Annotated in this window: 22 protein-coding genes and 1 other RNA gene; 10 read left to right on the forward strand and 13 right to left on the reverse strand. The window is 63.0% G+C overall.

What is annotated here, in order from left to right:
* Window positions 1-4: 4 nt before the first annotated feature.
* Window positions 5-976, reverse strand: a complete 972-nt coding sequence (locus tag QM672_RS07080; protein WP_082979403.1) for an ABC transporter substrate-binding protein — start codon at window positions 974-976, stop codon at window positions 5-7.
* Between the two features lie 318 nt (window positions 977-1,294).
* Between QM672_RS07080 and QM672_RS07085 the strand changes: the two genes are divergently transcribed.
* Window positions 1,295-2,107: a DUF817 domain-containing protein gene (locus QM672_RS07085; protein WP_415081538.1), complete on the forward strand. Its 813-nt coding sequence runs from the start codon at window positions 1,295-1,297 to the stop codon at window positions 2,105-2,107.
* On the opposite strand, the gene QM672_RS07090 is transcribed toward QM672_RS07085, so the two are convergent.
* Window positions 2,094-2,612, reverse strand: a complete 519-nt coding sequence (locus tag QM672_RS07090; protein ID WP_311941611.1) for a thioesterase family protein — start codon at window positions 2,610-2,612, stop codon at window positions 2,094-2,096. The genes QM672_RS07085 and QM672_RS07090 overlap by 14 nt on opposite strands.
* A 209-nt stretch (window positions 2,613-2,821) precedes the next feature.
* Between QM672_RS07090 and QM672_RS07095 the strand changes: the two genes are divergently transcribed.
* Window positions 2,822-4,234 (forward strand): FAD-binding oxidoreductase, encoded by a 1,413-nt coding sequence (locus QM672_RS07095; RefSeq protein ID WP_311941608.1) that lies wholly within the window; start codon window positions 2,822-2,824, stop codon window positions 4,232-4,234.
* A gap of 222 nt (window positions 4,235-4,456) precedes the next feature.
* On the opposite strand, the gene QM672_RS07100 is transcribed toward QM672_RS07095, so the two are convergent.
* Entirely contained in the window at window positions 4,457-4,618 is a 162-nt protein-coding gene (locus QM672_RS07100; RefSeq protein WP_156771335.1) for a hypothetical protein, read from the reverse strand.
* Between the two features lie 729 nt (window positions 4,619-5,347).
* Between QM672_RS07100 and QM672_RS07105 the strand changes: the two genes are divergently transcribed.
* Complete coding sequence (locus QM672_RS07105) at window positions 5,348-9,013, forward strand: AsmA family protein (RefSeq protein WP_415081541.1); 3,666 nt, start codon at window positions 5,348-5,350, stop codon at window positions 9,011-9,013.
* A 307-nt stretch (window positions 9,014-9,320) separates the two neighbouring features.
* On the opposite strand, the gene QM672_RS07110 is transcribed toward QM672_RS07105, so the two are convergent.
* From QM672_RS07110 to fumC, 3 genes are all read right to left on the reverse strand, one after another.
* On the reverse strand, window positions 9,321-9,536 hold the full coding sequence (locus QM672_RS07110) for a ribbon-helix-helix domain-containing protein (protein WP_068282176.1): 216 nt from the start codon (window positions 9,534-9,536) through the stop codon (window positions 9,321-9,323).
* A 9-nt stretch (window positions 9,537-9,545) separates the two neighbouring features.
* Window positions 9,546-9,734, reverse strand: a complete 189-nt coding sequence (locus QM672_RS07115) for a DUF4169 family protein (RefSeq protein ID WP_311941598.1) — start codon at window positions 9,732-9,734, stop codon at window positions 9,546-9,548.
* Between the two features lie 112 nt (window positions 9,735-9,846).
* The gene (fumC, locus tag QM672_RS07120; RefSeq protein ID WP_415081544.1) at window positions 9,847-11,256 is read right to left on the reverse strand and encodes a class II fumarate hydratase; all 1,410 of its coding nucleotides are present in this window, start codon (window positions 11,254-11,256) and stop codon (window positions 9,847-9,849) included.
* A gap of 195 nt (window positions 11,257-11,451) precedes the next feature.
* Between fumC and ssrA the strand changes: the two genes are divergently transcribed.
* Both ssrA and QM672_RS07130 read left to right on the forward strand, forming a co-directional pair.
* Window positions 11,452-11,802: a transfer-messenger RNA gene (ssrA, locus tag QM672_RS07125) on the forward strand.
* Window positions 11,803-11,906: 104 nt separating this feature from the next.
* On the forward strand, window positions 11,907-12,521 hold the full coding sequence (locus QM672_RS07130; RefSeq protein ID WP_415081546.1) for an SspB family protein: 615 nt from the start codon (window positions 11,907-11,909) through the stop codon (window positions 12,519-12,521).
* A 56-nt stretch (window positions 12,522-12,577) separates the two neighbouring features.
* Here QM672_RS07130 and QM672_RS07135 read toward each other — a convergent pair whose 3' ends face one another.
* The 6 genes from QM672_RS07135 to miaA form a co-directional block, all read right to left on the reverse strand.
* A complete protein-coding gene (locus QM672_RS07135) occupies window positions 12,578-13,390 on the reverse strand; it encodes an aminoglycoside phosphotransferase family protein (protein WP_415081548.1) in 813 nt (270 codons plus the stop codon).
* Between the two features lie 138 nt (window positions 13,391-13,528).
* Entirely contained in the window at window positions 13,529-15,034 is a 1,506-nt protein-coding gene (locus QM672_RS07140; RefSeq protein WP_415081550.1) for a Do family serine endopeptidase, read from the reverse strand.
* Window positions 15,035-15,223: 189 nt separating this feature from the next.
* Complete coding sequence (locus tag QM672_RS07145; protein ID WP_105862061.1) at window positions 15,224-15,427, reverse strand: DUF2065 domain-containing protein; 204 nt, start codon at window positions 15,425-15,427, stop codon at window positions 15,224-15,226.
* Window positions 15,428-15,707: 280 nt separating this feature from the next.
* The gene (gene hflC / locus QM672_RS07150) at window positions 15,708-16,625 is read right to left on the reverse strand and encodes a protease modulator HflC (RefSeq protein WP_311941583.1); all 918 of its coding nucleotides are present in this window, start codon (window positions 16,623-16,625) and stop codon (window positions 15,708-15,710) included.
* The gene (gene hflK, locus QM672_RS07155; protein ID WP_311941581.1) at window positions 16,622-17,752 is read right to left on the reverse strand and encodes an FtsH protease activity modulator HflK; all 1,131 of its coding nucleotides are present in this window, start codon (window positions 17,750-17,752) and stop codon (window positions 16,622-16,624) included. Before hflK ends, hflC begins: the two co-directional genes overlap by 4 nt.
* Before the next feature lie 271 nt (window positions 17,753-18,023).
* On the reverse strand, window positions 18,024-18,956 hold the full coding sequence (miaA, locus tag QM672_RS07160; protein WP_394308079.1) for a tRNA (adenosine(37)-N6)-dimethylallyltransferase MiaA: 933 nt from the start codon (window positions 18,954-18,956) through the stop codon (window positions 18,024-18,026).
* 17 nt (window positions 18,957-18,973) lie between these two features.
* Between miaA and serB the strand changes: the two genes are divergently transcribed.
* From serB to QM672_RS07180, 4 genes are all read left to right on the forward strand, one after another.
* Entirely contained in the window at window positions 18,974-19,864 is an 891-nt protein-coding gene (gene serB, locus QM672_RS07165) for a phosphoserine phosphatase SerB (protein WP_415081554.1), read from the forward strand.
* A 54-nt stretch (window positions 19,865-19,918) separates the two neighbouring features.
* A complete protein-coding gene (locus QM672_RS07170; protein ID WP_367623205.1) occupies window positions 19,919-20,464 on the forward strand; it encodes a DUF4256 domain-containing protein in 546 nt (181 codons plus the stop codon).
* A 139-nt stretch (window positions 20,465-20,603) separates the two neighbouring features.
* Window positions 20,604-21,557: a thymidylate synthase gene (locus QM672_RS07175; protein WP_367623204.1), complete on the forward strand. Its 954-nt coding sequence runs from the start codon at window positions 20,604-20,606 to the stop codon at window positions 21,555-21,557.
* A 10-nt stretch (window positions 21,558-21,567) separates the two neighbouring features.
* A complete protein-coding gene (locus QM672_RS07180; protein ID WP_415081556.1) occupies window positions 21,568-22,077 on the forward strand; it encodes a dihydrofolate reductase in 510 nt (169 codons plus the stop codon).
* Between the two features lie 124 nt (window positions 22,078-22,201).
* On the opposite strand, the gene QM672_RS07185 is transcribed toward QM672_RS07180, so the two are convergent.
* Complete coding sequence (locus QM672_RS07185) at window positions 22,202-23,272, reverse strand: DUF1963 domain-containing protein (protein ID WP_415081558.1); 1,071 nt, start codon at window positions 23,270-23,272, stop codon at window positions 22,202-22,204.
* Between the two features lie 326 nt (window positions 23,273-23,598).
* Here QM672_RS07185 and QM672_RS07190 point away from each other — a divergent pair, with 326 nt between their 5' ends.
* A complete protein-coding gene (locus QM672_RS07190) occupies window positions 23,599-25,362 on the forward strand; it encodes an acetolactate synthase 3 large subunit (protein ID WP_311941560.1) in 1,764 nt (587 codons plus the stop codon).
* The last annotated feature ends 25 nt before the right edge of the window (window positions 25,363-25,387 follow it).

Genomic DNA, 25,387 nt, shown 5'->3' on the forward strand with positions numbered 1-25,387 from the left:
CGATTCACTGCGCCCAGGCTTTCCAGGTCGCTTCGTGATCGGTGACCCACTTGGCCGCGACCTCGTCCAGGCTCTTGCCTTCCAGATCGACCTGGCCGCTCAGCTTGTTGAGCTCGTCGGTTTCGATCGTGTAGGCCTTGGCGACCTTGTAGGCCACGGGCCATTTGTCCTTCATGCCGGACCAGGCATATTTCCAGATCTCGCCATGCGGCTTGCCGCAATCATATTTGGCATCGGGGTTGGTGCCCCATTTCGGATCGGTATAGCAGGCCGGCTCATATTCGGGGAATTGCACCCACTCGCCCTGATATTTCGCCGTGGCCCAATGGGGCGAATAGATCCACAGCATGATCGGCGCCTTGCGCTGATAGGCGGAATCGAGTTCGGCGAACATGGCGCCATCAGTGCCGGCATGAATGACCGTGAAGGGCAGCTTCAGCGCTGCCACGCGTTCGTCATCGAAGCCTTCCCAGGTCACGGGCCCGCCGAGATAGCGGCCCTTGGGCGCGGTATCGGGCGTGGAGAAGGCTTCGGCGCATTTCGGGTCCAGCAGGGCCTTCCAATCGGGCAGGCCGGGGCATTTCTCCTTCATGTAGATCGGGTACCACCACTCCTCCTTGGCCTTGGGGCCGAGCTTGCCCAGGCGTTCGGTCTGCTTGGTGGCATCGGAAGCCTTCATGGCCTCGCCGGCGGTGGTGTCCCAGAATTCGACGCCGAGGGTGAGATCGCCATTGGTGAGGCCGGTTGTCAGGCTGGAGAGATAGTCGGCAGTCGGATATTCGACGGTGTATCCGAGCTTTTCGAGGATGCCGCCCAGGATCTTGGCGTTGAGATTGACGCTGGTCCAGTCGAACAAGGCAATCTTGATGGGATCAGAGGATTCCGGCGACGCCGCCGAGGCCGGCGAAATCCCCACGAGCAAAGCGAGCGCCGCGGCCGCAAAGCCGCTGCGTTGAAATACTTTCAGGCAGTCCATGATTGGCACCCTTCCGTCTCTCTGAATGGCCGGCCGGCGCTTGTGCCTCTTGTGGGCGAGTCTGTCGCCCTGGGTCTGTCGCCACTGCCGATCGTGAAAGTGTGGCCCAGAGATCGCTCTTGGGCAAGTTATTTTCGTACCAAGAATATTGGCTATATTTCAGGACGTTACTGATACTTCTTTGGGCGCTTTGCTCGAAAAGGCGGCGCCCGCTTCATGCCGAGTTCTTGCGTAGTGTCGCCCGATCCTGCACCGGGATTTCACGGTGGGACCAATGCGCCTGCATCGAGGCTGCAAATGCGCCTGCGAGGATTGGGCATGGCAATGTTCAGGCTCTTCCTTCGCGAATTCTGGTTGTTCGGCCTCAAGCAGGCCTGGGCCTGCCTGTTCGGCGGTTCCTTCCTCGCCCTGATCCTGGTAACGCGCTTCTACTATCCGGAGGGGGCCTGGCTCGGCCGCTACGACTTCCTCTGCTTTGCAGCGCTGGGCATCCAAGGCCTGCTGCTCGCGCTCAAGCTCGAGACCTGGGAAGAGGCCGCCGTGATCGCGGTCTTCCATGTCGTCGGTACCATCATGGAGATCTACAAGACCCAGGCCGGTTCCTGGGCCTATCCCGAGCCGAGCCTGCTCAGGATCGGCGAAGTGCCCCTGTTCTCGGGCTTCATGTATTCGGCCGTCGGCAGCTACATCGCCCGCGCGGCCCGCTTGTTCGACTTCCGCTACAGTTCCTATCCCCGCATGCGCTGGACGATCCTGCTGGCAGCACTGATCTATGTGAATTTCTTCACCCACCATTTCCTGCCGGATATTCGCCTCGGCCTGTTCGCAGCCATTGCCATCCTGTTCTGGCGTACGCGGATCTACTTCACGGTCGACCGGGAGCCACGCTCCATGCCGCTGCTGCTCGGCTTCCTCCTGGTCGCCTTCTTCATCTGGATCGCCGAGAACATCGGCAGTTTCGGCCAGGTCTGGATCTACCCCAACCAGCGTCACGGTTTCGCCCTGGTTTCGCTCGGCAAGCTCGGCGCCTGGTATCTGTTGATGATCGTCAGCTTCGTGCTGGTGTCGCTGGTGCACCGGCCGGTGTTGCTGAAACGTGCTTCCCGCCGACCGGCGCCTATTGCCGGCTGAGCGGCGCCGGGGTGCGTATGGCCCGGCCGACGATTTCGGGGGTAGGCAGATAGCCGTGCGAGGTGCGCATCTCGGCAAGATTGTCGATGATGTCGCAGGGGAACGGGGCCACCCGCCGGGTCGCCATGTCGATGTTGAGGGAAATCAGCTCACAAGTCGCCGACACCCAGCCTTCGGTGGCGTGGCAGAGTTCCTCATAGATGTGCAGGCGCTTTTCGTCATAGCCGACCAGTTGCAGGCGCACCCGCACGGGATCGTCGAGGTGAAGTTCACGCTTGTAGATGACATGCACTTCGCCTGTGAAGAACGACATGCCGCGCTCGCGGATGTAATCCTCGCCCAGACCGACGAGCGACAGCGCCTCGCCAAGGGCGTTGTCGAACAGCACGTGATAATAGGCCATGTTCAGATGGCCGTTATAGTCGATCCAATGCGGTTCGATGCGCATCTGCGAGGATACGAACGGCGCGAAGAACAATGCCGGCAATTTGCTGGTGTCAAACATCTCCGCCCCCACGCCACAAAGTCTTCTGCCCTCTCACCCACTTCAAACTGAATATCCGAACCTGTTGGGCAGGCTCGGATATTCAGTTCGTTTCAGAACTGTCCGCACCGAACGGGGGCCGATCGATCACGATCGCGATACCCTCTGGCGCAGGCCTTTCAAGTCAGTGTATGCCAAATGGCTCATACCTCAAGACAAAGTAACATATTATGGTCAATCCCGGCGCAAATTCCCGGCGCTACCAGCCCGAAGATCTGTCCGCCGTCCGCGATGCCCTTGCCGGGCAATTCGGTCCGCGCTTTTCTGCAGGCCAGGCCCTGCGCGATCAGCATGCGAGCACGCTGACCTGGCTGCCCGCCCAGGCGCCGGATGCCGTGGTCTTTCCGGACAATGAGAGCGAAGTGGCCGACATCGTCCGGCTGTGCGCCCTCCATGGCGTGCCCATCATTCCCTATGGCACCGGGACTGGCCTGGAGGGGCATGTCAATGCGCCGGAAGGCGGCATTTCCGTCGACACCAGCCGCATGAACGCCATCGTGGCCGTGCATGCCGAGGACCTCGATGCCGTGGTGCAGCCGGGGGTCACGCGCAAGCAGCTCAACGACTATCTGCGCGACCAAGGATTGTTCTTCCCCATCGATCCCGGCGCAGACGCGTCGCTGGGGGGCATGGCGGCGACGCGCGCTTCGGGCACCAATGCCGTGCGCTACGGCACCATGAAGGACAACGTCCTTTCGCTGCGGGCGGTGCTGGCCAATGGCGAGATCATCTCGACGGCGAGCCGTGCCAAGAAGAGCTCGGCCGGCTATGATCTCACCCGCTTGCTCGTCGGTTCGGAGGGAACGCTCGGCCTCATCACCGAAGTGACCCTGCGCCTGCACGGCATTCCCGAGGCCATCAGTGCGGGTATCTGCCCCTTCGGCAGCGAGAAGGCCGCCTGCGATGCGGTGATCGCCACCATCCAGTCCGGGCTTGCCGTGGCGCGCATCGAATTGCTCGACACGTTGATGGTGAAGGCAGCCAATGCCTATTCCGGTCTCGGCCTGCCGGAGACCCCGATGCTGTTCCTGGAATTTCACGGCAGCGATGCCGGCGTGGCCGAGCAGGCCGAACGCTTCGGCGAAATCGCCGCCGAATTCGGCGGCGGTCCCTTCACCTGGGCCACCAAGCCCGAGGAGCGCACCAGGCTATGGGCGGCGCGCCACAATGCCTATTGGGCGGTCAAGTCCATGTGGCAGGGGGCCGAGATCGTCGCCACCGATGTTTGCGTGCCGCTGTCGCGTCTGGCCGAATGCGTCGCCGAAACACGCCGGGATATCGATGCCACCGGCCTGATCGCCCCGATCGTCGGCCATGTCGGCGACGGCAATTTCCATGTGCAGCCGATGATCGACATGAGCGATCCCCACGAGGTTGCCGCCTGCGAGGGCTTTCTAGAACGGCTGGTGGAGCGGGCGCTGGCCATGGAAGGCACCTGCACGGGCGAGCATGGCGTGGGGCAGGGCAAGCGCAAATATCTCAAAGCCGAACATGGGGCTCCGGCCCTGGCGGCGATGCGGGCGATCAAGCAGGCCCTCGATCCGGCAGGCATCATGAATCCAGGCAAGATCTTTCCCGATTGAGCGGGCAAGCCGAGGCGGATCCCCGTTCGACGTAGCGGCTTTCCGGGCCACTGCAAAAAGCGACAGGCGGATGCTTCCCCTGGAAACATCCGCCTGTCGTCTTCATTCATCTTGGGCACCCGTCCCGGATGCCTGTCGAGCCTTGCCTGCGGCCAGGCCCAGCTCTGGTTGTTCAAGGACAATTCCGGCCCGGTCCCTCCCAGCCGTGGAACCTGTCCTCTCCTATGGCGTCACCACCACCGGCTGACCAGCGGCCTTTCCTTCAGTAGCGTCCTTGGGTTTGACACGGACGATGATCGGCATCGTCAAACCGGAAGGGACGGGCCGACCATCGAGATAGCCAGCCTGTTGTGTTTGCTTGTCCACCGAAAGAAATACCAGCATGTTTGCGGCTGCTACACGGCTTGTCGGCTCGCTACGGGCCAACGGAGACTGCCCCGTGCTAGTCCCAACCGTATAAAAGCCTGCGCCGAAGACACCTAACGCCAATACGACTCCGACGGAGCTGATCAAGCGTAACATTGTGTACCCACCTCACTGAAAGCGAGAGATACCGTTCCTCTATTGACGCGACGCTGTTGTGACGAACGGCCAGGAATTCGACCGCCCTTTTTGCCCGCCGCTCATTCTTTTGTGTGGAGCATCCAGGCACAGCACAGCCGGCTCATGCTTTAGCATTTATCCCGGCGGAGGATGTCATAGCACAAATTTTGTACGGGTCTTAATGAAATCTAAAGAATTGGTGAAAATGTGAATATGCAGGGTCGTTCGTAAGACAATTGCCGCCGAATCTGTTCATACTGAGATTTTTGCGCGCGATTTCGGCCTCAAAGGCTACCCGTTCGCTGCCTTGTGCGGTGACCCGGGACCACAGTTTCTCCCTGTTCCCGGTTTCGTCTCGCCTTGGTTTTCGCGTATGGTCGGAGCTGGTAGGGGAGGAGCTTCGAAACCGGATTCACCACGCCGCGATTGGTCGGAATGGAAGGTTTTCCGGCTCGGGAGCAAAGCGCGTTCCGACAGAACGCATTTTGCTCCAATGCTTTGTTTGGACGCGTTTTTGCGATTCGTGACGACAGGAATGGATCGCAAAAGGCTTTGGAAAGGACGTGCGGCGTGCGCGAGGCGCTCACCGTTATCGGTTTTTTGTTGATCGTGGCGTTTGCGGCCGTGTTCACCGCGCCCCTCTACGTCGACTGGAACGCTTGGCGCGAGGACATTGGTGACCGCCTCACGCAGCATTTCGGCACGCCCGTCATCATTCGCGGCCCGATCGAAGCGCGCCTCCTGCCTCAGCCTTGGCTCTCCTTGTCCGATGTCAGCATCGGCGACCCCTATGGCACCACCAGGTTGAACGTTGCCCGCATCGACGGAGACGTCAGTCTCGGCGGCCTGTTGCGTGGCGACGTCGATCTTTCCAATGTCGTGGTACGTGATCCGGCCTTGTCGGTGACGGCCGATGACGAGGGCACGATCGCCCCTCTCTCGAAATATCCGGTGTCTCTCGGGGCGGCGGTCGAGAGCTTCGAGGTCAGCGGTGGCTCGCTTCATTATGTGAACAAGGTCGACGGCCAGGACATCAGTCTCACCGGCATCAATCTGGTCGGTGAATCCGGCTCGGTGCTCGGTCCCTACAAGGCCGAGGGCGGGATCAAGATCGCCGGCGTGCCGCATACGGTGAAGATCGCCACGGGCGTCGCCGAGAAGGGCAGCCTCAATCTGCGTGTCACGGCGGTGCCGGCGGACAAGCCGGTAACGCTCGATCTCGACGGCCAGGTCAAGCTTCAAGGGGGGAAGCCGACATTCGTGGGCGCGGCAACGCTGCTGCGTCCAACTTTCGCCGCGAAGGCAGCGGGGGAGGGAAGCGCCGATGATCAGGGAGCCAGCGAGCAACAGGCCTGGAGCATGTCGGGGCCGGTGACGGCGACGCCGGCAGGGGTGGTCTCCGACAAGGTGGCGATCCAACTGGGGCCGGACGAGCGTGCCCTCAAGCTCACCGGAAGCGTGAACCTGGCTTTCGGCACCACGCCGGTGCTGGAGGCGAACCTCGTCGGCAAGCAGCTCGAGCTCGATCGTTTCGTCGGTATCGGCCCCGACAAGCGCCAACCACCGGCTGCAGTGCTGGCCAGGCTTGCCAGGGTCGTGCCCGTGCTGGCGGGTGCGGCCACCAACGCTCAGATCGATCTGGCCGCCGACGGCCTCATGCTGGGCGGCGAGTTGACCCAGAATGCCCGGGCGAGCATCCGGGTGGCCGACGGGAAACTGCAGGTTGATCGCCTCGAGGCGGACCTGCCGGGCAACAGCCATCTCTTGCTGGCCGGTGACGTCAATGACGAAGGCGGCGGTTTCAAGGGCAATCTCGACCTCAAATCGGATCGGGCCACCGGCCTGATCGGCTGGCTGCAGGGCCAACCCGTCCTGGGACGGCCGGATGCTGCCCGCAAATTGTCCCTGAAGGCTGCTCTCGAAGCCGACGCCGACAAGGTCGATTTTTCGCAGCTGACCCTTGCCATCGACGATGCCGCGGTCAGGGGCAGGCTGGCCTGGAACCGCTTGGCGCAGGGCCGTTCCGCCGGACGGGTCGAAGCCAATCTCGCCGCGCAACGCATCGATCTCGACGTGCTGCCATCGGTGGCCGCTCTTCTGCCTGGCAGCAGCGATCTGTTCAGTGAAGCCGATGTCCGCTTGAAGGCCGAGGCTTTGGCCCTGTCCGGAATCGAGGCCAAGTCGGTCAGCGGGCATATCAAGGCCGGCGGCAAGCTGATCGCCTTGGAGGACGTGGTCGTCAGCGACCTCGGCGGTGCCAATCTCACGGCCAATGGCCGTATCGACAATATCGGCGCCGAGCCCCAGGGCGAAATCCGCATCGTGCTGAACGGCAAGGACCTTTCAGGGCTGGCGACAGCGCTCAAGCGCAGCACGCTGCCGGCTTTCTGGGTCGACGCCTTTGCGGCCCGCGCGGCAGCGCTCTCGCCGGCCAATGCCAGCCTTTCCGTCGCCTTCGGCGCGGCGCGGCGTTACTCGGTCGACGGCAAGTTCGGTGGCAGCGTCCTGCAACTCGACACGCAATTCGCAGGCAAGGGGACAGGGGAGAGTGCCGATATCAGGGTGAAGGCCGACAGCCTCGACGTGGCCACGCTGATGCGCCAGGCCGGGTTCGATTACAGGGCGGGTTCCGTGCCCGGGCGCGCCTCGCTGGAAATGGCTTTGTCGGGCCCGCTCAATGGCGCGATGCGTTGGAACGGCAGTTTCGGTGGAGCGGGGCTGCAGCTTTCCGGTACCGGCAAGATGACCGGCTCATTCGAGGCACCAGCCTTTGACGGACGTTTGACGGCCAGCACCGACGATGCGCTGGTACCCGCCCAGCTCCTGGGTCTGCCGCTTCCCGGCGTGGTCCCGTCTCAGGGCGCCACGCTGGATTCCGGCTTTCGTGCCAGGGCAGGACGCTACGTCTTCGACGACCTGACGGGGACCGTGCTCGGCATGCCGGTCAGTGGTGCGCTCACCGTCAGTGCCGGCAGGCCGGCACGCCTCGACGGGCGGCTGAATTTTCTCAAGGCCGACGGCCAATTGCTCGGCTCGCTGTTCTCAGGAGCGGATCTGAGCGCCGGAAATACCAATGGCAATGCCTTTTCCGATGAGACCTTCGGCCCGGGAACCTTCGATGCCCTGGCCGGTCGGCTCGCCATCTCGGCCAAGACGTTGCGCCTGTCGCGGCGCTTGCCGGAGCTCGACGATGCGCGTGCGGTGCTGAATTTCGGCGCCGGCAAGGTCGCCGTGGACGATTTTGCGGCGAAACTCGCCGGTGGCGACGTCAGCGGTGCCCTCCAGCTTTCGCATGCCGCCCTCGATACCGCGGCGAGCGGGCGTTTCTCGCTGCGCAGGGTGGCGCTGCAAGGACATCAGCTCTCGGGCGAGTTGGCCATGGGGATGGAATTCCAGGGCAATGGCCGTTCGCCCGATGCCGTGATGTCCTCCCTCACCGGTGGCGGAACTGCCGAACTCGCCGAGGCATCGCTGGCCGGGCTTTCGGAAAAGGCCTTCGACCAAACGGTGGCGGCGGTGGATGGCGGGCTTTCCGGCGATGCCAGTCACGTCCGGGAAGCCTTCGAACGCAGTCTCGACGAGGCGCCGCTGCAGACCGGCGCGATCAATGGCAATCTCTCCCTCGCGGGCGGCGTCCTTCGCCTCTCCTCGACGAGGGCGACCTCGGCCCAGGGCAGCGTTGCCCTTTCCGGCCTGCTGGATCTGTCGGACCTGACGGTGAAGGCGGATATCGCCCTCTCGCCTACCAACCCTGCCGATGGTTTTGGCGGCCCGGCCCCGACAATTCCGGTGCAATTGCGCGGCACTATCGACGCCCCGCAAAAGCAGGTCGACGTGTCGAGCCTTGTCGCCTGGCTCAGCATCCGCGGCGTCGAGCAGCAAGCCCGCAAGCTCGAGGCGCTGGAGGCCCAGCGGCGGATCGAGGAGAAGGCGCAGGAAGATGCCCGACGCGCCGAAGCCCTGAAGATGCAGAAGGCAATCGAGGATGCCCGTCGGAAGGCACTGCCGCCGCTGCAATTGGGGCCGGTCGCGCCGGCAACCGGCGGGGCGGGCGTGCCGCTCGCGCCGTCGTCCGGCCTTCCCGGCGCGCCGCCGGTGAAACTGCCTGCGCTCGAAAACCTGCCTGTCTCGCCGGTGACACCCGGGCATACCACGGTGGTGCCGGCCCCGCTTCTGCCGAATGCCGGGCCGGCCTTGCCGCAGGCACCCATCGAGTCCCCGCCCGTTGGTCCCTGAGACGAGGCTGGAAGCCTGGCTTCCCGCTCTCTTGGTTGAAATGAATGTTCAAGACCGCGAGTGGTATTATAACGCCGGCAATTCTGGGCCGCGAAATGAGCCGGCTGGACCAACCATGGTGGCAGGGCTGAGTCCGAAGGAGGCCGTGTCTGCTCGCTTGAAGGGAAAAATGGCCGTTGCCGTAAAGGCAGTCCTTATAACTCGACGACAAACAGCGGACAGGGGCCAAGCCGGTCTTGGTAGCTGTGCATGCTTTTCAAGCAATCGGGCGAATATGATTGCCGCCCGTGTCAAATCATCTCGCGCCTCATCCTCGGCGTACATTCTCCAGGACGAAGAGCCGGATTGCGGAAGACAGATTTCCTTGGGCGCGCGTGGCATCGATCTCGGCAACGACGTCCGAGAGCGTGAGATCGCGCTTGGCGGCCAGTTCCTTCAACGTTTCCCAAAAGGCGTCCTCGAGGGATACGCTCGTCTTGTGGCCGGCAATGACGATCGAACGTTTAACGACTTTGCTTTTCATGGCAGCCCATCACTCTACATTATTGGGCTCCAGGCGGTGTCTGTCGAGGTGCCTTTCGGCCTCCTGCTTGTCCGCCTGCAGCCTTTCCCTATCGATGCGCGAGAGTCCATGGATCGAGCGTTTCCGGGCGGCCTCCTGCCCGGCTTCGGCCCTTGCCCGAGCCTTGCGTACTCTCCTCAAATTCACGATCTCAGCCATCAGCTTACCGGAAAGGAACTTTCTCTCAAGTGAACAACTTCAATATCGACTTGAGGCTCGATTGGGTTGCATCTTGTAAGACATATGCGTTGGTTAGAAAACAACGTTCCTGTCATTCTTTATCTGGCGTGATCATCCGTGCAAGGCTCATCGCACTTTCAAAAGCTCTTTCGTCCATTATTTTTGCCGCCAATATTTCCTGAAGTAGAGTGGTACCGTTACGGTGCGCCGTCTTGGCAATATAAGCTGCCTTATCATAACCTATGACAGGTGTTAGCGCGGTCACCAGCATCAAGGAACGCGCTACGAGATCGCTGATTCGCGACGTGTCGGCCTCGATGCCGCTGACGCAGTGATCGGTAAAGCTGTTGGTTGCGTCGGCAAGCAACCGGACCGATTGCAGCACGGCGTCGGCGATCACCGGCTTGAATACGTTCAGTTCCAGATGTCCCTGGCTGCCGGCAAAGGTGACGGTACTCTGATTGCCGAACACCCGGGTGCAGACCATGGTCATCGCCTCGCACTGCGTCGGGTTGACCTTGCCGGGCATGATGGAGGAGCCCGGCTCGTTTTCGGGCAGTATCAATTCGCCGAGCCCGGCCCTGGGCCCCGAACCGAGCAGGCGGATGTCGCTGGCGATCTTGAACAGGCTGACGGCCAGGGTATTGAGCGCACCATGGGCCGACACCAGGGCGTCGTGGGTGGCGAGGGCTTCGAACTTGTTGGGCGCGGTGACGAAGGGCAGGCCGGTCAGGGCGGCAAGCTCGGCTGCGATTCGCTCCGCAAAGCCCTCGCGGGTGTTGAGGCCGGTGCCGACCGCGGTGCCGCCCTGCGCCAGCGGCATCAATTCGGCGAGGCCGGCCTCGACCCGCCGGATGCCTTGCTGCAACTGTGTGACATAGCCCGAGAACTCCTGGCCGAGCGAGAGCGGGGTGGCATCCTGCAAATGGGTGCGCCCGATCTTGATGATGTCCTTGAAGGTCTCGGCCTTGTGCTCCAAGGCGGAGGCAAGATGGCGCAGTGCCGGCAGCAGGCGGTCGTGGATCTCGCGGGCTGCAGCCACGTGCATGGCGGTGGGGAAGGTATCGTTCGAAGACTGGCCGCGATTGACATGGTCGTTGGGGTGAACGGGCTTCTTGGAACCCATGGCGCCGCCGAGCATCTCGATGGCGCGGTTGGAGATCACCTCATTGGCATTCATGTTGCTCTGCGTGCCCGAGCCGGTTTGCCAGACGACCAGAGGAAATTCATCGTCGAGCCTGCCGTCGGCGACTTCGCGGGCGGCGCGCTCGATGGTGTCCGCCAGAGCGGGGTCAAGCACACCGAGCTCGCGGTTGGCGCGAGCTGCCGCCAGCTTGATCAGTCCGAGGGCGTGAATCAGCGGGCGAGGCATCTTTTCGGCGCCGATACGGAAATTCTCGAGCGAGCGCTGGGTCTGGGCCCCCCAATAATGTCCGGCCGGCACGTCGATCGGCCCGAAGGAGTCGCTTTCCTGGCGGGTGGCGGGGGTGGCTTCGATCATGATGGTCTCCTGCAACTGGCCCTGTGCGTTCATGCCCGGATTCGGGGCTCGCATGGCAGCTCATACTCGGCATTTCCGTGGATCACCTATGGCCGCCATTATGCGCCGGACATGGATGACACAGGCAGGGCAAGATGCCCTCATCCTCAAATAAGGCATGCCAAGCCTGAGGAAAGCTCCGTCAAACCGCAATCGCCTCTTTTTTCTGCCGAACAGGCAGCTTATATTCAGTTTGCCGGCTCGCGCCGGCTATGGCGATAAATGGTCATCGAAATAAACCTATCGGACCCGGGGGCAGTACCCGGCGCCTCCACCAGAGCCCGTCAGGGCGGGCTGCGGCGGGGGCGAAACAGGATCGACGAGGGTGTAAAGGGTGTGCTTTCGCTCGGCATGGTTCCGCCGATATCGGGCCTTTTTTATAGTTGCCAACGACAACTATGCTCCGGTTGCGGTTGCCGCGTAAGCGGTAACTAGACCGAAATCAAGTCCTGACGGGTAGCACCGGCAGGCGGGGTCCGGAGGCACCTGGCAACAGAAGCCTCCACTTCATTCCGGTCTGCCTGCAGGCCATCCGAGATGCGGTCTGCGAGGCGTATGCACGTGCCAGCGGGCCCGACCTAATAAGAGCTGGCCTGGTAAGAAATTGCGCGATGAGTATTGACCATATCCGTTATGATCTTCTCACTCAGGATGCGCTGCGCGGCATGGTTCGCCGCGTATTGGCCGATGCTGCGCGCGTCGGACTGCCTGGCGACCATCATTTTTTCATCTCCTTCAAGACCCAGTTCCCCGGCGTCAGTATTCCGGCGCGCTTGGCGGAAAAGTTTCCGGAGGAGATCACCATCGTTCTCCAGCATCAGTTCTGGGACCTTACCGTCAGCGACTACGGCTTCGAGGTCGGATTGTCCTTCGGCAATGCTCCCGAACGGCTGATCGTACCGTTCGCCGCCATGACGGCCTTCTTTGATCCGTCGGTCGATTTCGGCGTGAAGTTCGAAGTCGACGAGGGCGAGTCGGAAGAGGAGGCCGCGCCCACGCCGGCGCCGGCTGCGATCCGTGCGGTTCCGCGTGGCGACGAGGGCGAAGCCGGCAAGGGTGCGCCGACCAAGGAGGCCGGGGCCAAAGAGATGGCAGCCAAGCCCGCTCGCAAGAAAGCCAGTCCGCCTGTGGAAGAGCCGGTGGCGGCGGATGAGGGCGGTGAGGACGACCGGCCCGCCGAGAGCGAGAAGATCGTCAGCCTCGATCATTTCCGCAAAAAGAAGTAGGCGCGCTTTCCCGCATTTTTGCCGGTGAGCCGCGCGTCGCGGATCTGCGCGGTACGTCAGCTCTTATCGATCTCCGCGACAGCGATGTTCGCGACCTCGAGGGTTCGCGCCACATGCTCGTCCTCGCCATCCTCGATCAGCCAGGTCGCTGAAAGCCCTGCCCAAGCCAGGATCCAGTGAAGCAGGCGGCCGCGCTCCAGCTGCGCAGCCCGAGCGACCACTTCGACCTGCCGCGCAAGGCGTCCCCGCGCGGTGGCGACCGTATGGTCCGGATTGCAGAAGAGATTGGCGTAGTCGAAACCCCGCTCGCCCTTCAGGCGTTTGGGGGCGATGGCAAGCCAGCCTCGCTCGCCGAAATCGAGAATGTTGGCGTGATGAATGTCGCCATGAAGGGTGACGACATCGCGCGGATTGGCGAGAAGCGCTCTGGCAGCGACGGCAGATCGCGCAAAAATCTCCCCTTCGAGTGCAGCCTCCAGTGCCTGAAACCGCTGTTCGAGCGGGATCAAGTCAAGCGGAGGCATCGCGCGCGCCTCATGCAACGCACCGACGACTTTGCAGATGATGCGGCTGGCCTCGTCATCCGCTCCGTTTTTGGCCATGTGGACCAGCGAATGGCGGCCGGTGGCGCGCTCGAGCAGGATGGCCCGGTCGTCATGCGCAAGGACACGGGCAGCGCCACGCCCGCCCCACCAAATCATCAGGCCGGCACCCCAGCGTTCTTCCGCCTCAGTGGCGACCTTCAGCATGGCCGGCGCGCCAGCGTGCAGAACCGGCAGAAGGCGGCTCGAATGGGTCACGATCGGATCACCGTCGGGAACCAGCGCCCATCGTCGGACATAGGGGGCGAAATCAGTGGCCGTCGCCATGCCGTCTCACAGGGTATGCTCCCGCTTTTCCTGCCCGGCCATGACGGTCGCCCGATGCGGATTCGCAAAACCCCCTTTGCCGGAGCCGGAAAGGGGGTTTTTTTGCTCTCTTGAACGCTCAAGAAGTCCGCGAGCGGCTCAGTTCAGCGCCAGCGCTACGAAGCGCAGCTCACCCTGGGTGTTCGACAGCAGCAGCAGGGCCTGCTTGGTGCCGGACTTCTTCAACTCCTCGATGCGCTTGCTCACATCCTCGGGATTGGAGACCGCCTGCTGGCCAACCTGCAGGATGACGTCGCCGACCTTGACCTGCTTGTCCTCGGCCGAGGAGCCATTGTCCACCTTGGTGACCACCACGCCCTTGGCGTCGTTGGCAAGCTTGTACTTGTCGCGCAGCTCCTTGGTGATGCCGGACATTTCCAGGCCGAGCGCCTTGGTGATCTTCGGCTTTTCGGGCGTTTCGGTGCCGCGGGTGGATGCCTTGATCGCCCCGTCGCTCTCATCGAGCCGGGCGACGGTCACGGTCTTGGTCAGGGTCTGGCCCTTGCGCAGGATCACCACCTCGACCTTCTTGTCCACCGGCGTGTCGGCGACGAGACGGGGCAGGTCCCGCATTTCCTTGATGTCGTGGCCGTCGAATTTCAGGATCACGTCGCCCGGTTCGAGGCCTGCCGGCTTGGCAGGTCCCTTGTCGTCGACGCCGGCGATCAGCGCGCCCTGGGCCTTCTGCATGCCGAGACTCTCGGCGATGTCGTCGCTGACGCCCTGGATCCGCACGCCCAGCCAGCCGCGCCGCGTCTCGCCATAGAGCCGGAGCTGCTCGATCACCGGCTGCACGGTCGCCGACGGCATGGAGAAGCCGAGGCCGATCGAGCCGCCCGTCGGCGAGATGATGGCGGTGTTGATGCCGATGACGCCGCCGTCCATGTCGAACAGCGGCCCGCCGGAATTGCCCTTGTTGATGGCAGCGTCCGTTTGCAGGTAGTTGTCGTAGGGTCCCGAATTGATGTCGCGGTTGCGGGCCGAGATGATGCCCAGCGTCACCGTGCTCGACAGGCCGAACGGGTTGCCGATCGCCATCGCCCAATCGCCCACGCGGACCTTGTCGCTATCAGCGAACTTCACGGCCTTCAGCGGCTTGGGCGGATCGACCTTCAGCACGGCGACGTCGACTTTCTTGTCGCGACCGAGCAGCTTGGCCTTGAGCTTGGAACCATCGTTGAAATTGACCTCGATGTCGTCGGCATCGTCGATGACGTGGTTGTTGGTGACGATGATGCCGCTGGGGTCGATGACGAAGCCCGAGCCGAGCGCCTCGGTTTTTCGCGGTCGCTGCAGGCCCTTGCCGTCCTTGTTGTTGAAGAACTGGTTGAAGAATTCTTCGAAAGGCGATCCGGGCGGCAGCTTGGGCATGGGCTGCTTGGGCGCATCCTCGTCGTCATCGTCATTGCTGCCGGCGGCAACCGTCTGCGACGTCGAGATGTTGACGACGGCATCGATCAGCTCGGCCGAGAGATCGGCGACGGAAGGCGGACCTGCCGCAGCCATGGCCGGCGGCGCTACCAGCGTGACCGGGCTCGCGGCAAGGAGGGCGGCGATGGCAACGGCGCCGCTGCGGCGCATCAGGGTGTTGAGTTGAATCGGCATCAAGTCCTCGGATGGTCACCCGCATCGGTGTTGATGTGGGGCGCGGTCGGATTGAATTTCAAGTGCGGAATGCGGCGCGAGCGTGACGTACTCGCAAGTTCACGCAAAGTTGGGGCTTGTCAGTTTCACCCGCAACAGGATGGGACGGTGCATCGGGCCCCGAGGTGTCCGGCTACCGAGCCGACGACGTCACATGCCCCTTACGGCCCAGATTATGATGATACCGATGATGGCGGAAATGAATCCGGCGAGGCGGAGCTGCGCATTGGGGGAGTTGGCGACCGAGACCATCATGCGCCGTACCGGATCGGGAAAGGCCAGGAAGAACAACCCTTCGATCGCAAAGGCCAGTCCGAGCGCAGTGATGAAATCACCGAAAGAGAAACTATCCATCCGCCCCACACATTATGTGAACCGCACCCGAACCTTCCGACGGTTTGCGATCCTGGAGCAAAATGCGTTCATGTCTGAACGCTTGTTCGCTCCAGCTCCTTGTTTTCAGCCAATCCAACCGATTGGCCAGAGCGTTTTTGCGATTCTTGGTGAACCCGTCAAATCGCAAGACGCTTTTGGCAAGGGCAGCCGTCAGAATGTTCACGGCGGTCCTAAGAAAAACGCCGGCCGCAATGAAGCGGTCGGCGCAATGGAGCTTTATATAGGGCCGGCGTCAAGCCTATTGCGCCGGAGGAGCCGGGGGAGAGGCTGCCGGGGCCGGTGCTCCCGTAGGGGCGGCCGGCGAACGCAGATAACGGAAATAATCCCAGTCCGGGCTGATGAAGACCTGCGTGTTGTCGGGCTTCATCGCATCGACGTAGTTCCGCATCGATAGGTAGAACTGGAAGAATTCCGGATCCTTGTTGTAGGCATCCGCCAGGATCTTGATGCGGGCCGAGTCGGCCTGGCCGGTCGTCTCCGCCGCCTTACCGCGTGCCTCACCGAGGATCTTGGCGACCTGACGGTCGGCATCCGAGCGGATGATCTGAGCCTGCTGCGTGCCCTGCGAGCGAATCTGCTGAGCCTCGGTCTGGCGCTGCGACTGCATCCGCTTGTAGACGGCCTCGGAGTTGGCCTGCGGCAGGTCGGCGCCGCGGATACGCACGTCGACCACCTCGATGCCGAGGCCGCCGGCTTCACGATTCACCTCGGCGCGAATCTTCTCCATCAGCGCGGTACGCTGGTCACGTACGACGGCGGCGAAGGTCGATTGGCCGAGAACGCGGCGAACCGCCGAGGACAGGATCGAGGAAAGCTGCAGTTCCGCACCCTTCTCCGACCGCGAGGTCTGGAAGAAGCGCAGCGGATCGGAGACGCGATAGCGGGCGAAGGCGTCGACCTTCAGGCGCTTCTGGTCACTGGCGATGACTTCCTGCGGCAGGCTGTCGAGGTCCAGCACCTGCTTGTTGATGTACTCGACATTCTCGATGAACGGCCATTTCCAGTACAGACCGGGTTGGGTCTTGGCCGGCTGCGGTTCGCCGAAGCGCAGGGGCAGGGCGTAGTCGCGCGGCGTCACCGTATAGGCCGACAGATAGACCAGGACCAGGATGGCACCGGTCGCGATCAGGGCGATGGTTCCGAGCGGGGATCTCATTGTGCCGCTCCCTGCTGGGGTTGTGCCGTGCCGGCCGGTCGCTTGAGCAGACGGTCGAGCGGCAGATAGGGCACCACACCCTGGCCTTGCGTCTTCGAGTCCAGGATCACCTTGTTCGTATCGGTGAGGATGGAGGTCATGGCTTCCAGATACATGCGTTCGCGGGTGACCACAGGAGCCTTCTGATAGGCGCTGTAGACTTCGTTGAAGCGCGACGCCTCACCGGTGGCTTCGGCAACGGTACGCGCACGATAGGCCTCGGCCGCCTGGGTGATACGAGCGGCTTCACCGCCTGCTTCCGGGATCACTTTGTTGGCATAGACCTGCGCCTGGTTGATGGTGTTTTCCTGGTCGGCGCGCGCGGCCTGGACGTCACGGAAGGCATCGATCACCTGGGGCGGCGGATCGACATTCTGCAACTGCACCAGGCGAACCAGCACGCCAGCCCGGTAGCTGTCGAGGGCTCGCTGCATCTCGCCTTGCACCTGCTGCTCGATCGCCTGGCGATCGCCGGTCAGGATCGGCGTGATGTTGCGCTGGCCGATGGCTTCGCGCATGGCGCTCTCTGCGACGGCCCGGATCGTGCCACGGGGATTGGCCAGGTTGAAGGCGTAATCCTGCGGCGCGGCCGGGTTGATCTGCCACTGCACCGTGAAGCCGATATTGACGAGGTTCTCGTCGCCGGTCAGCATTTCATTGGCGCTGTCGCTGTCGCCACGCGTGCCGACATTGATGGTCTCGACATTGGTCACGGTGGGCTTTTCGACCGTGCCGATCGGATAGGGCACATTGTAGCGCAGGCCCGGCGGGCTCAGCGAAACATATTTGCCAAAGACGAGATTGAGGCCGACCTCATTGGGCTGCACGCGATAGAAGCCGGTGAGGAGCCACAGGCCGATCAGCGCCACCGCGCCGATGGCGATGTTGCGCGGCGTGAAACCGCCGCCGCCCTGGAGATTTTTGAGGCCGTCCTTGCTGCGGCGAAGCCAGTCTTCGAGATCCGGAGGCTGCGAACCGCCGGATGGACCACCACCCCAGGGGCCACCGCCCCCCGGACGCCCGCCCCCGCTGTTGCCGCCGCCGCTACCCCAGGGGCCACCACCGCCGCTCTGGTTACTCCAAGGCATGTCTTGGTCCTTTGATTGTTCGTCTGCCCAAAGCAGGACGAAAGCCCATTCCAAAGAACGGAATAAGCTGGAGAGAAGCTGCATATAGGAATGCAACCCCCCCGATCAATCCGAAACCATGTTTGAAAACAAGCCTCTAAATCGACGAAACGGCGTTCGAACGAAGCTGTCTCCACATGGCAAAGCTGCGGAAACTCCTATGCAGCCCCTTGAAATTCCTATGTAAACCCGGCGTCGGGCCGCAATTGGCGAACATCGCGACGGGCACGTGTTAAATTTCGTTCATCAGCGCATCCGAAGCAACCGCAAGTGCTTGAGCAGGCTCGACGAAGCGCCAGCCCGGCATCTGGTGGCGGAACCAGGTGAATTGGCGTTTCGCATAATGGCGGGTGTCAGCCTTGGCACCGGCTATGGCCTCCCCGAGCCCGATTTCCCCGGCGAGGTAGCGGCAGAGCCCGGGCACGCCATGGGCCCGCATCACGGGCAGGGCCGGATCGAGGCCGCGCCGGGAGAGCGCGCGAACCTCCTCGATCGCGCCTTGCCCGACCATCAGGTCGAAGCGGTGATCGATCCTGGCATAGAGCTCGGCGCGCTGCGGGCTGAGAAAGAGGCGCAGGCATTTGCCGGCATCGAGCAGGGGGGGCGAATGGGGTTCGCTCTGCCATTCCGACAGGGAGCGGCCGGTTGCTTCGAAGATTTCGAGAGCGCGGATCAGGCGCTGGCGATCACTGGGTCGCAGGCGATTCGCCATGGCAGGATCCTTCTGGCTCAGCCAGCCATGCAAAGCCTGCGTCTCCAGGCCCTCGGCCTTGGCGCGTACAGTGTCGCGCACGCTGTCGGGAACGGCGGGCATTTCGGCCAGCCCCCGCTCCAGCGCCTTGAAATAGAGGCCGGTACCGCCGATCACGATGGGCAGGCGTTGCTGCCGGCGGACGTCATCGAGCGCGGCTGCCGCGTCCGCGCGCCAGCGTCCCACCGAATAATTGACGGCGCCATCGACGTGGCCATAGAGCAAATGAGGTGCGCGCGCCGTCTCGCTGGCATCCGGGCGAGCACTGAGCACGGCAAGATCGCGGTAGACCTGCATGGAATCGGCGTTGATGATGGTGCCGGTGAAGCGCTCGGCGAGAGCCAGGGCCAAAGCCGACTTGCCGCTCGCCGTCGGACCTGCGAGAAGCACGGCGTCATATTGAATGGCTGTCACTCCGGATACCTGTCCTCATGTCCCTTGTCGCCACGCTGATCTCCCATCCGGACCGTCCCGCCGTCGACGCGGCCGCTTTGTCGCGCGCGGTCGAGGCGCTGGCTGCACCGGGGAAGCCCAGCGTTCTGGCTCCCGGCGTGGCCGTCGACATCGCCTGTACAGCCGATGCGCCGATCGTCGAGATCGAGGCTCGTCTGCGCGAGGCTCTCGCGGGGACTACCGTCGATCTGGTGGTGCAGGAAGCCGAGGGGCGGCGCAAGCATCTTTTCCTCGCCGACATGGACTCCACCATGATCGGCCAGGAATGCATCGACGAGTTGGCCGATTTCGTCGGTGCCAAGGCGATGGTGGCCGAGATCACCGAGCGTGCCATGCGCGGCGAGATCGCCTTCGAACCGGCTCTGCGCGAACGCGTGGCCCTGCTGAAGGGATTGCCCGAGAGCATCGCCGACGAGGTCATCCGCGACCGCCTGACACTGACCTCGGGCGGGCCGGAACTGGTGCGCACCATGCGGGCGAACGGGGCTCATACGGCGCTCGTCTCGGGCGGCTTCACCTTGTTTACCGCCAAGATCGGCGCGATGGTCGGCTTCGATGAGCATCACTCCAATCTCCTGGTGGTCAGGGATGGTTACCTCACTGGCGAGGTCGCCGAGCCGATTCTCGGCAAGGAGGCCAAGCGCGCCAATCTCGAGCGCCTGAGGCAGGCGAGGGGCCTGGCAGCCTCCGATACGATGGCAGTGGGCGATGGCGCCAACGATCTCGCCATGCTGGGCGAAGCCGGCCTCGGCGTGGCCTATCGCGCCAAGCCCGCGGTCGCCGCGGCAGCCCGCATGCGGGTGGAACATGGCGACCTGACGGCGCTGCTTTATGCGCAGGGATATCACGGCGAGGATTTCGCACACTAGATATCGGGCACCAAGGACGAGACCACACCTATCGACGGGAAGCGGGAGCGCCAGATGAGCAAGAACGGTAGCCAGTACTTGTTGGATGTGCTGAAGGCTCGCTTCGATGCCAATATGAAGCGCCACAAGGGCTTCGAATGGGCCAAGGTGCAGGCGCGCCTGGAGGCCAATCCCGAGAAATTGCGCTCCCTCGGCGAAATGGAGCGGACGGGTGGCGAACCGGATGTGATCGGCGAGGATCCGGCAACCGGTGACTATGTCTTCTGCGATTGTGCGGCGGAAACACCCAAGGGCCGCAGGAGCCTCTGCTATGACCGCCAGGCGCTCGACGAGCGTAAGGAGCACAAGCCGGAGGGCAGTGCAGTCGACCTGGCCGCCGCCATCGGCGTCGATCTCCTCACGGAAGAACAATATCGCGCCTTGCAGGAGCTTGGGGAGTTCGACTTGAAAACCTCGAGCTGGGTGAAGACGCCGACCGAAATCAGGAAGAGAGGCGGAGCGCTGTTTTGCGATCGCCGCTACGACCATGTCTTCACCTACCACAACGGCGCATCCTCCTATTATGCCGTAAGGGGATTTCGAGGGCGCTTGAAGGTTTAACCCTGCGAGTGGCCGGATATCGTGGCCGGAGCGACAGCTCGGTCATGGTTTGGCAGGAAATCCGCGCTAGTCTTTCAAAGACTGGTGCACAATCTTTTTTGGGAGTCGCGGAATCGCATGCCGCGGCTAAGATCAGGCCATGCTCGACCGCACCCATAAGCCGCATCCCGAACAGGGTTACCTCGACCTCCTCGACCGCGTCTGGCGCGAGGGCACGCCGCGGGTCGACCGCACCGGCGTCGGCACGCGCGCTCTGTTCGGGCAGAGCCTGCGTATCGACCTGTCCGACGGCACGCTTCCCCTGCTCACCACCAAGCGGGTGTCCTGGAAGACGATCGTGCGCGAGTTGCTGTGGTTCCTCGACGGCGGCACCAATATCCGGCCGCTGCTGCAGAACAAGGTGACGATCTGGACCGATTGGCCGCTCGCCAAATATCGCAATGCAACCGGCGAGGCGATCAGCCAGGAGGATTTCGAGGCGCGGATCGTGGCCGACGAGGCCTTCGCCGAGCGCTGGGGCGACCTTGGCCCGGTCTATGGTGCGCAGTGGCGCCATTGGCCGCTCTTCGTGCCGACCGATGTCGAAGGCGAGGAGGGGCTCTATCGCCGGGACCCGAAAGGGATCGACCAGATCGCGCGGCTGGTGCACGACATCAAGCACAATCCGACCTCGCGACGGCTGATCTTCACCGGCTGGAACGTGGCCGAGCTCGACGGGATGGCGCTGCCACCCTGCCACACCACCTATCAATATTTCGTCGCCGACGGGAAGCTCTCCGGTCTGTTGCACCAGCGTTCCTGCGATGTCGGCCTCGGTGTGCCCTATAACCTCGTCACCGCTTCGCTGCTGATCCGCATGCTGGCCCAGCAATGCGACCTCGAGCCCGGCGAGTTCGTCTGGTTCGGCGGCGACGTGCATGTCTACCAGAACCATGGCGATCTCGTGCGTGAGCAGTTGAGCCGCACGCCCAAGCCCTGGCCCACGCTGCGCTTTGCCCGCAAGCCTGCCTCGATCCTCGACTACAGATTCGAGGATTTCATCGTGGAAGGCTACGAAGCCCATCCGGCGATCTCCGCGCCGATCGCGGTGTGAACGGCAAGCCATGAGCGTTCCCGTCATCATGGTCGCCGCGATGGCCCGCAACCGTGTCATCGGCGTCGACAACGGGCTGCCGTGGCATATGCGCTCGGATCTCAAGCAGTTCCGGGCCGCCACCATGGGCAAGCCCCTGATCATGGGTCGCAACACCTATCAGTCGATCGGACGCCCCTTGCCGGGGCGGCGTACCATCGTGGTGACGCGCGACCCCTCGTTTCAGCCCGAGGGAGTGGACGTGGTTGATAGTCTGGAGGCGGCTCTCAGGCGCGGACAGCAGGTCGCGACCGAGATGAAGGCCGACGAAGTCGTCATCGCGGGCGGAGCCGCCATCTACGCCCAGGCCCTGCCACGGGCCAGCCGCCTGCTGCTCACCGAACTCGACCTGGAGGCGCAGGGTGACGCCGTCTTCCCCGCACTGCCGGCCGGAGAATGGCGCGAGGTATCGCGCACGCCCCACCCGCGCGGCGAGGGCGACGATGCCGGTTTCGAGGTGGTGGCGTGGGAGCGCATCTGAGTCTGCGACGTCACCGCCAACTTGAGTTGGGGTCTATGGCCGGAAATAACTGACGCTCTACCCCTGTCATGCCCGGCGATGACAAAGGTCGAGCTAGCTCGTTTCGTTCATGGACGGGTGAATCCTAGGTCTGCTGGTAGACGGCGACCACCTCATCGAAACGGCGCTGTTCGAGATCTTTTCGGCGCATCAGGAAGTAGACGGTGCCTTCGCCCCAGGCGCCGGCGCTCCAATCGGCGAGGTCGAGCTGGAACAGCAGTACCCAATCATGGGCTGCCGCCATGACGGCGGAGCGTTCCTTCTTCCATTCGTCCGACGACAAATGCTGCTTGCCGAATTGCGAGACAATGACGGCATCGTAGCGGGGATCGTCCTGTTCCGGCTGCGGGCTGCCCAGGAGTTGCTGCCGGTGCCAGCGTCCTGCCGGCTTGAGCTTGCCGCCGGCGGTGAGCGCCTCGCCATAGGCCTCCTCGAAGCTCTGTCCGTTCTTGCCGCTTTGCGTTCCTTCGGCCGCCGAATAGGCGGCATTGAGTTTGGCCGATGCCTCCATCTCGATGGCACTGGGATCGGGCAGGCTCAGACTGGCACGCAGGGTCATGCCGCGTTCGGGGGCTTCATAGTTGCTGCCTTCCGCCTGCGATGGTTCAGGCAGTTTGTACTTGGCCCGGTTTTCAGCGGCGTCGCGGCGCGCCTTCTCAGCCGCCCGCGCCAGGTCTTCGGGCATGGCCAGCGTGGCGAGCTTGTTCCGCGGTGCCCGATCCCAGATCACCTTGGCCGGCCGCTTGCCGGTCTCCCATGGTCCGACGGCAAGATCGTAGAAGAACAGCAGGCGCCCGTCCGGGGGAAGGGGAGAGGCGGCATTGCCGAGGCTGGCGGCCTCCGCGAGATCGATCTGGGCGATGAAGGTGTAGGGCAGGCCTTGCGCCAGATGCCGCCGCATTTCTGCGCCAGCTTCCGCATTGCCTTGGCTGGCGATCGCCTCCGGATCAGCGGGTGCCGGCGGACGAGGCCAGGCCGAGCCTGCGGGCAGGTCCGGCCGGCCACCGAATTTGGTGTCGCCGACCACGATCCGTTTGCCGGGCGCCACCTCAAAGACCAGGGTCGGCACCAGCGCCTCGACCAGCATCTCAATGTGCGGCGTGTCGAAATAGGCCTGCAAGGCCAGCCTTGCATCCTCGGGGCTGTCGAACATCATGTTTCTCTCTTGATCGGGGCTTGCCGCTGCGGGCGAGGCGGAGGACGGCAATGAAAGACTAGCTTTGCCAGATGTTGCGCAACAATTGCCAATTTCTGCAAATCAGCGCTTGACCGCCCGAATGCCAACCCTTACAACCCCGTAACTTTCGAAAATTGGGAGCGCGATCTTGCGCAACATCCTTATCGTAGGTTTGGCGTTGTCGGTGGAGCGGGGTTAGCCCGAATCTCCTACGATGACGCACATGGGCCCCTCGAGGGCCTTTTTTATTGCCCGAAACACAAGCGAACGATATTCGAAGCTCGAAAAAGCCAAGGAAAAAGGCGATGTCGACGAAGCAAATGACCGGCGCGGAAATGGTGGTGCAAGCCATGATCGACCAGGGTGTGGACACCTTGTTCGGCTATCCCGGCGGTGCGGTCCTGCCGATTTATGACGCAATCTTCCAGCAGGAACAGCTTCGTCACATTCTCGTCCGGCACGAGCAGGCCGCCGTCCATGCCGCCGAGGGTTATGCGCGTTCCACCGGCAAGGTGGGCTGCGTGCTGGTGACCTCCGGCCCCGGCGCCACCAATGCCGTGACCGGCCTGACCGACGCCCTGATGGATTCGATCCCGCTGGTGTGCATCACCGGCCAGGTGCCGACCCATCTGATCGGCTCGGATGCCTTCCAGGAGGCCGACACCATCGGCATCACGCGCCATTGCACCAAGCATAATTACCTGGTGAAGCGCATCGAGGACCTGCCGCGCATCCTGCACGAGGCTTTCCTGATCGCCGCAAGCGGCCGTCCCGGCCCGGTGCTGATCGACATCCCCAAGGACGTGCAGTTCAAGGTGGGCGAGTATTTCAAGCCGACCGACAACATCCACAAGACCTATCGCCCGCGCCTGGAAGGCGACCAGGACAAGATCAAGGCAGCGGTGGCCTTGATCGCCGGCGCCAAGAAGCCGGTGTTCTATACCGGCGGCGGCGTGGTCAATGCCGGCCCGCGGGCCACGGCGCTGCTGCGCGAATTCGCCAAGCTCACCGGCTACCCGGTGACCTCGACCCTGATGGGCCTGGGCGCCTTCCCGGCGGCGGATCCGCAATGGCTCGGCATGCTGGGGATGCACGGCACCTACGAAGCCAATCTGGCCATGCATGATTGCGACGTGTTGATCAATATCGGTGCCCGCTTCGATGACCGTATCACCGGGCGCATCGATGCGTTCTCACCGCACAGCCGCAAGATCCACGTGGATATCGATCCCTCCTCGATCAACAAGAACGTCAAGGTCGATATCGGCATTGTCGGCGACAGCGCCCATGTGCTGGAGCAGATGCTGGCGGCCTGGCGCGAATTGAAGCCGACGGTCGACAAGGCGGCCTTGGCAAGCTGGTGGGATGAGATCGCCGCCTGGCGCGGCCGCAAGTCGCTGGCCTATCGCGGTTCGGACGAGACGATCAAGCCGCAATATGCCATCGAGCGCCTCTACCAGCTCACCAAGGATCGCGACGTCTACATCACCACCGAGGTCGGCCAACATCAGATGTGGGCGGCCCAGCATTTCCATTTCCAGGATCCCAACCGCTGGATGACCTCGGGGGGCCTCGGCACCATGGGCTACGGCTTCCCGGCCGCGATCGGCGTGCAGCTCGCCCATCCGGATGCACTGGTGATCGACATAGCCGGCGAGGCCTCGATCCAGATGATGCTGCAGGAGATGTCGACGGCGGTGCAGTATCGCCTGCCGGTGAAGATCTTCATCCTCAACAACGAATATATGGGCATGGTGCGCCAGTGGCAGGAACTCCTGCATGGCGGACGCTATTCGGAAAGCTATTCGGCGGCCTTGCCCGATTTCGTCAAGCTGGCGGAAGCCTATGGCGGGGTCGGCATCCGCTGCACCAAGCCGGGCGATCTCGACGCTGCGATCAAGGAAATGATCGACACGCCGCATCCGGTCATCTTCGACTGCCATGTCGACAAGTCGGAGAACTGCTTCCCGATGATTCCGTCGGGCAAGGCACATAACGAGATGATCCTGGGCGACGCGGCCATCGACATCGGCAGCGTGATCGACGCCAAGGGCAAGCAACTGGTGTGATGATTTTCCTCGGACCGCCGGCATC

The organism is Labrys sp. (in: a-proteobacteria), from assembly GCF_047605565.1.
GTDB lineage: Bacteria > Pseudomonadota > Alphaproteobacteria > Rhizobiales > Labraceae > Labrys > Labrys neptuniae.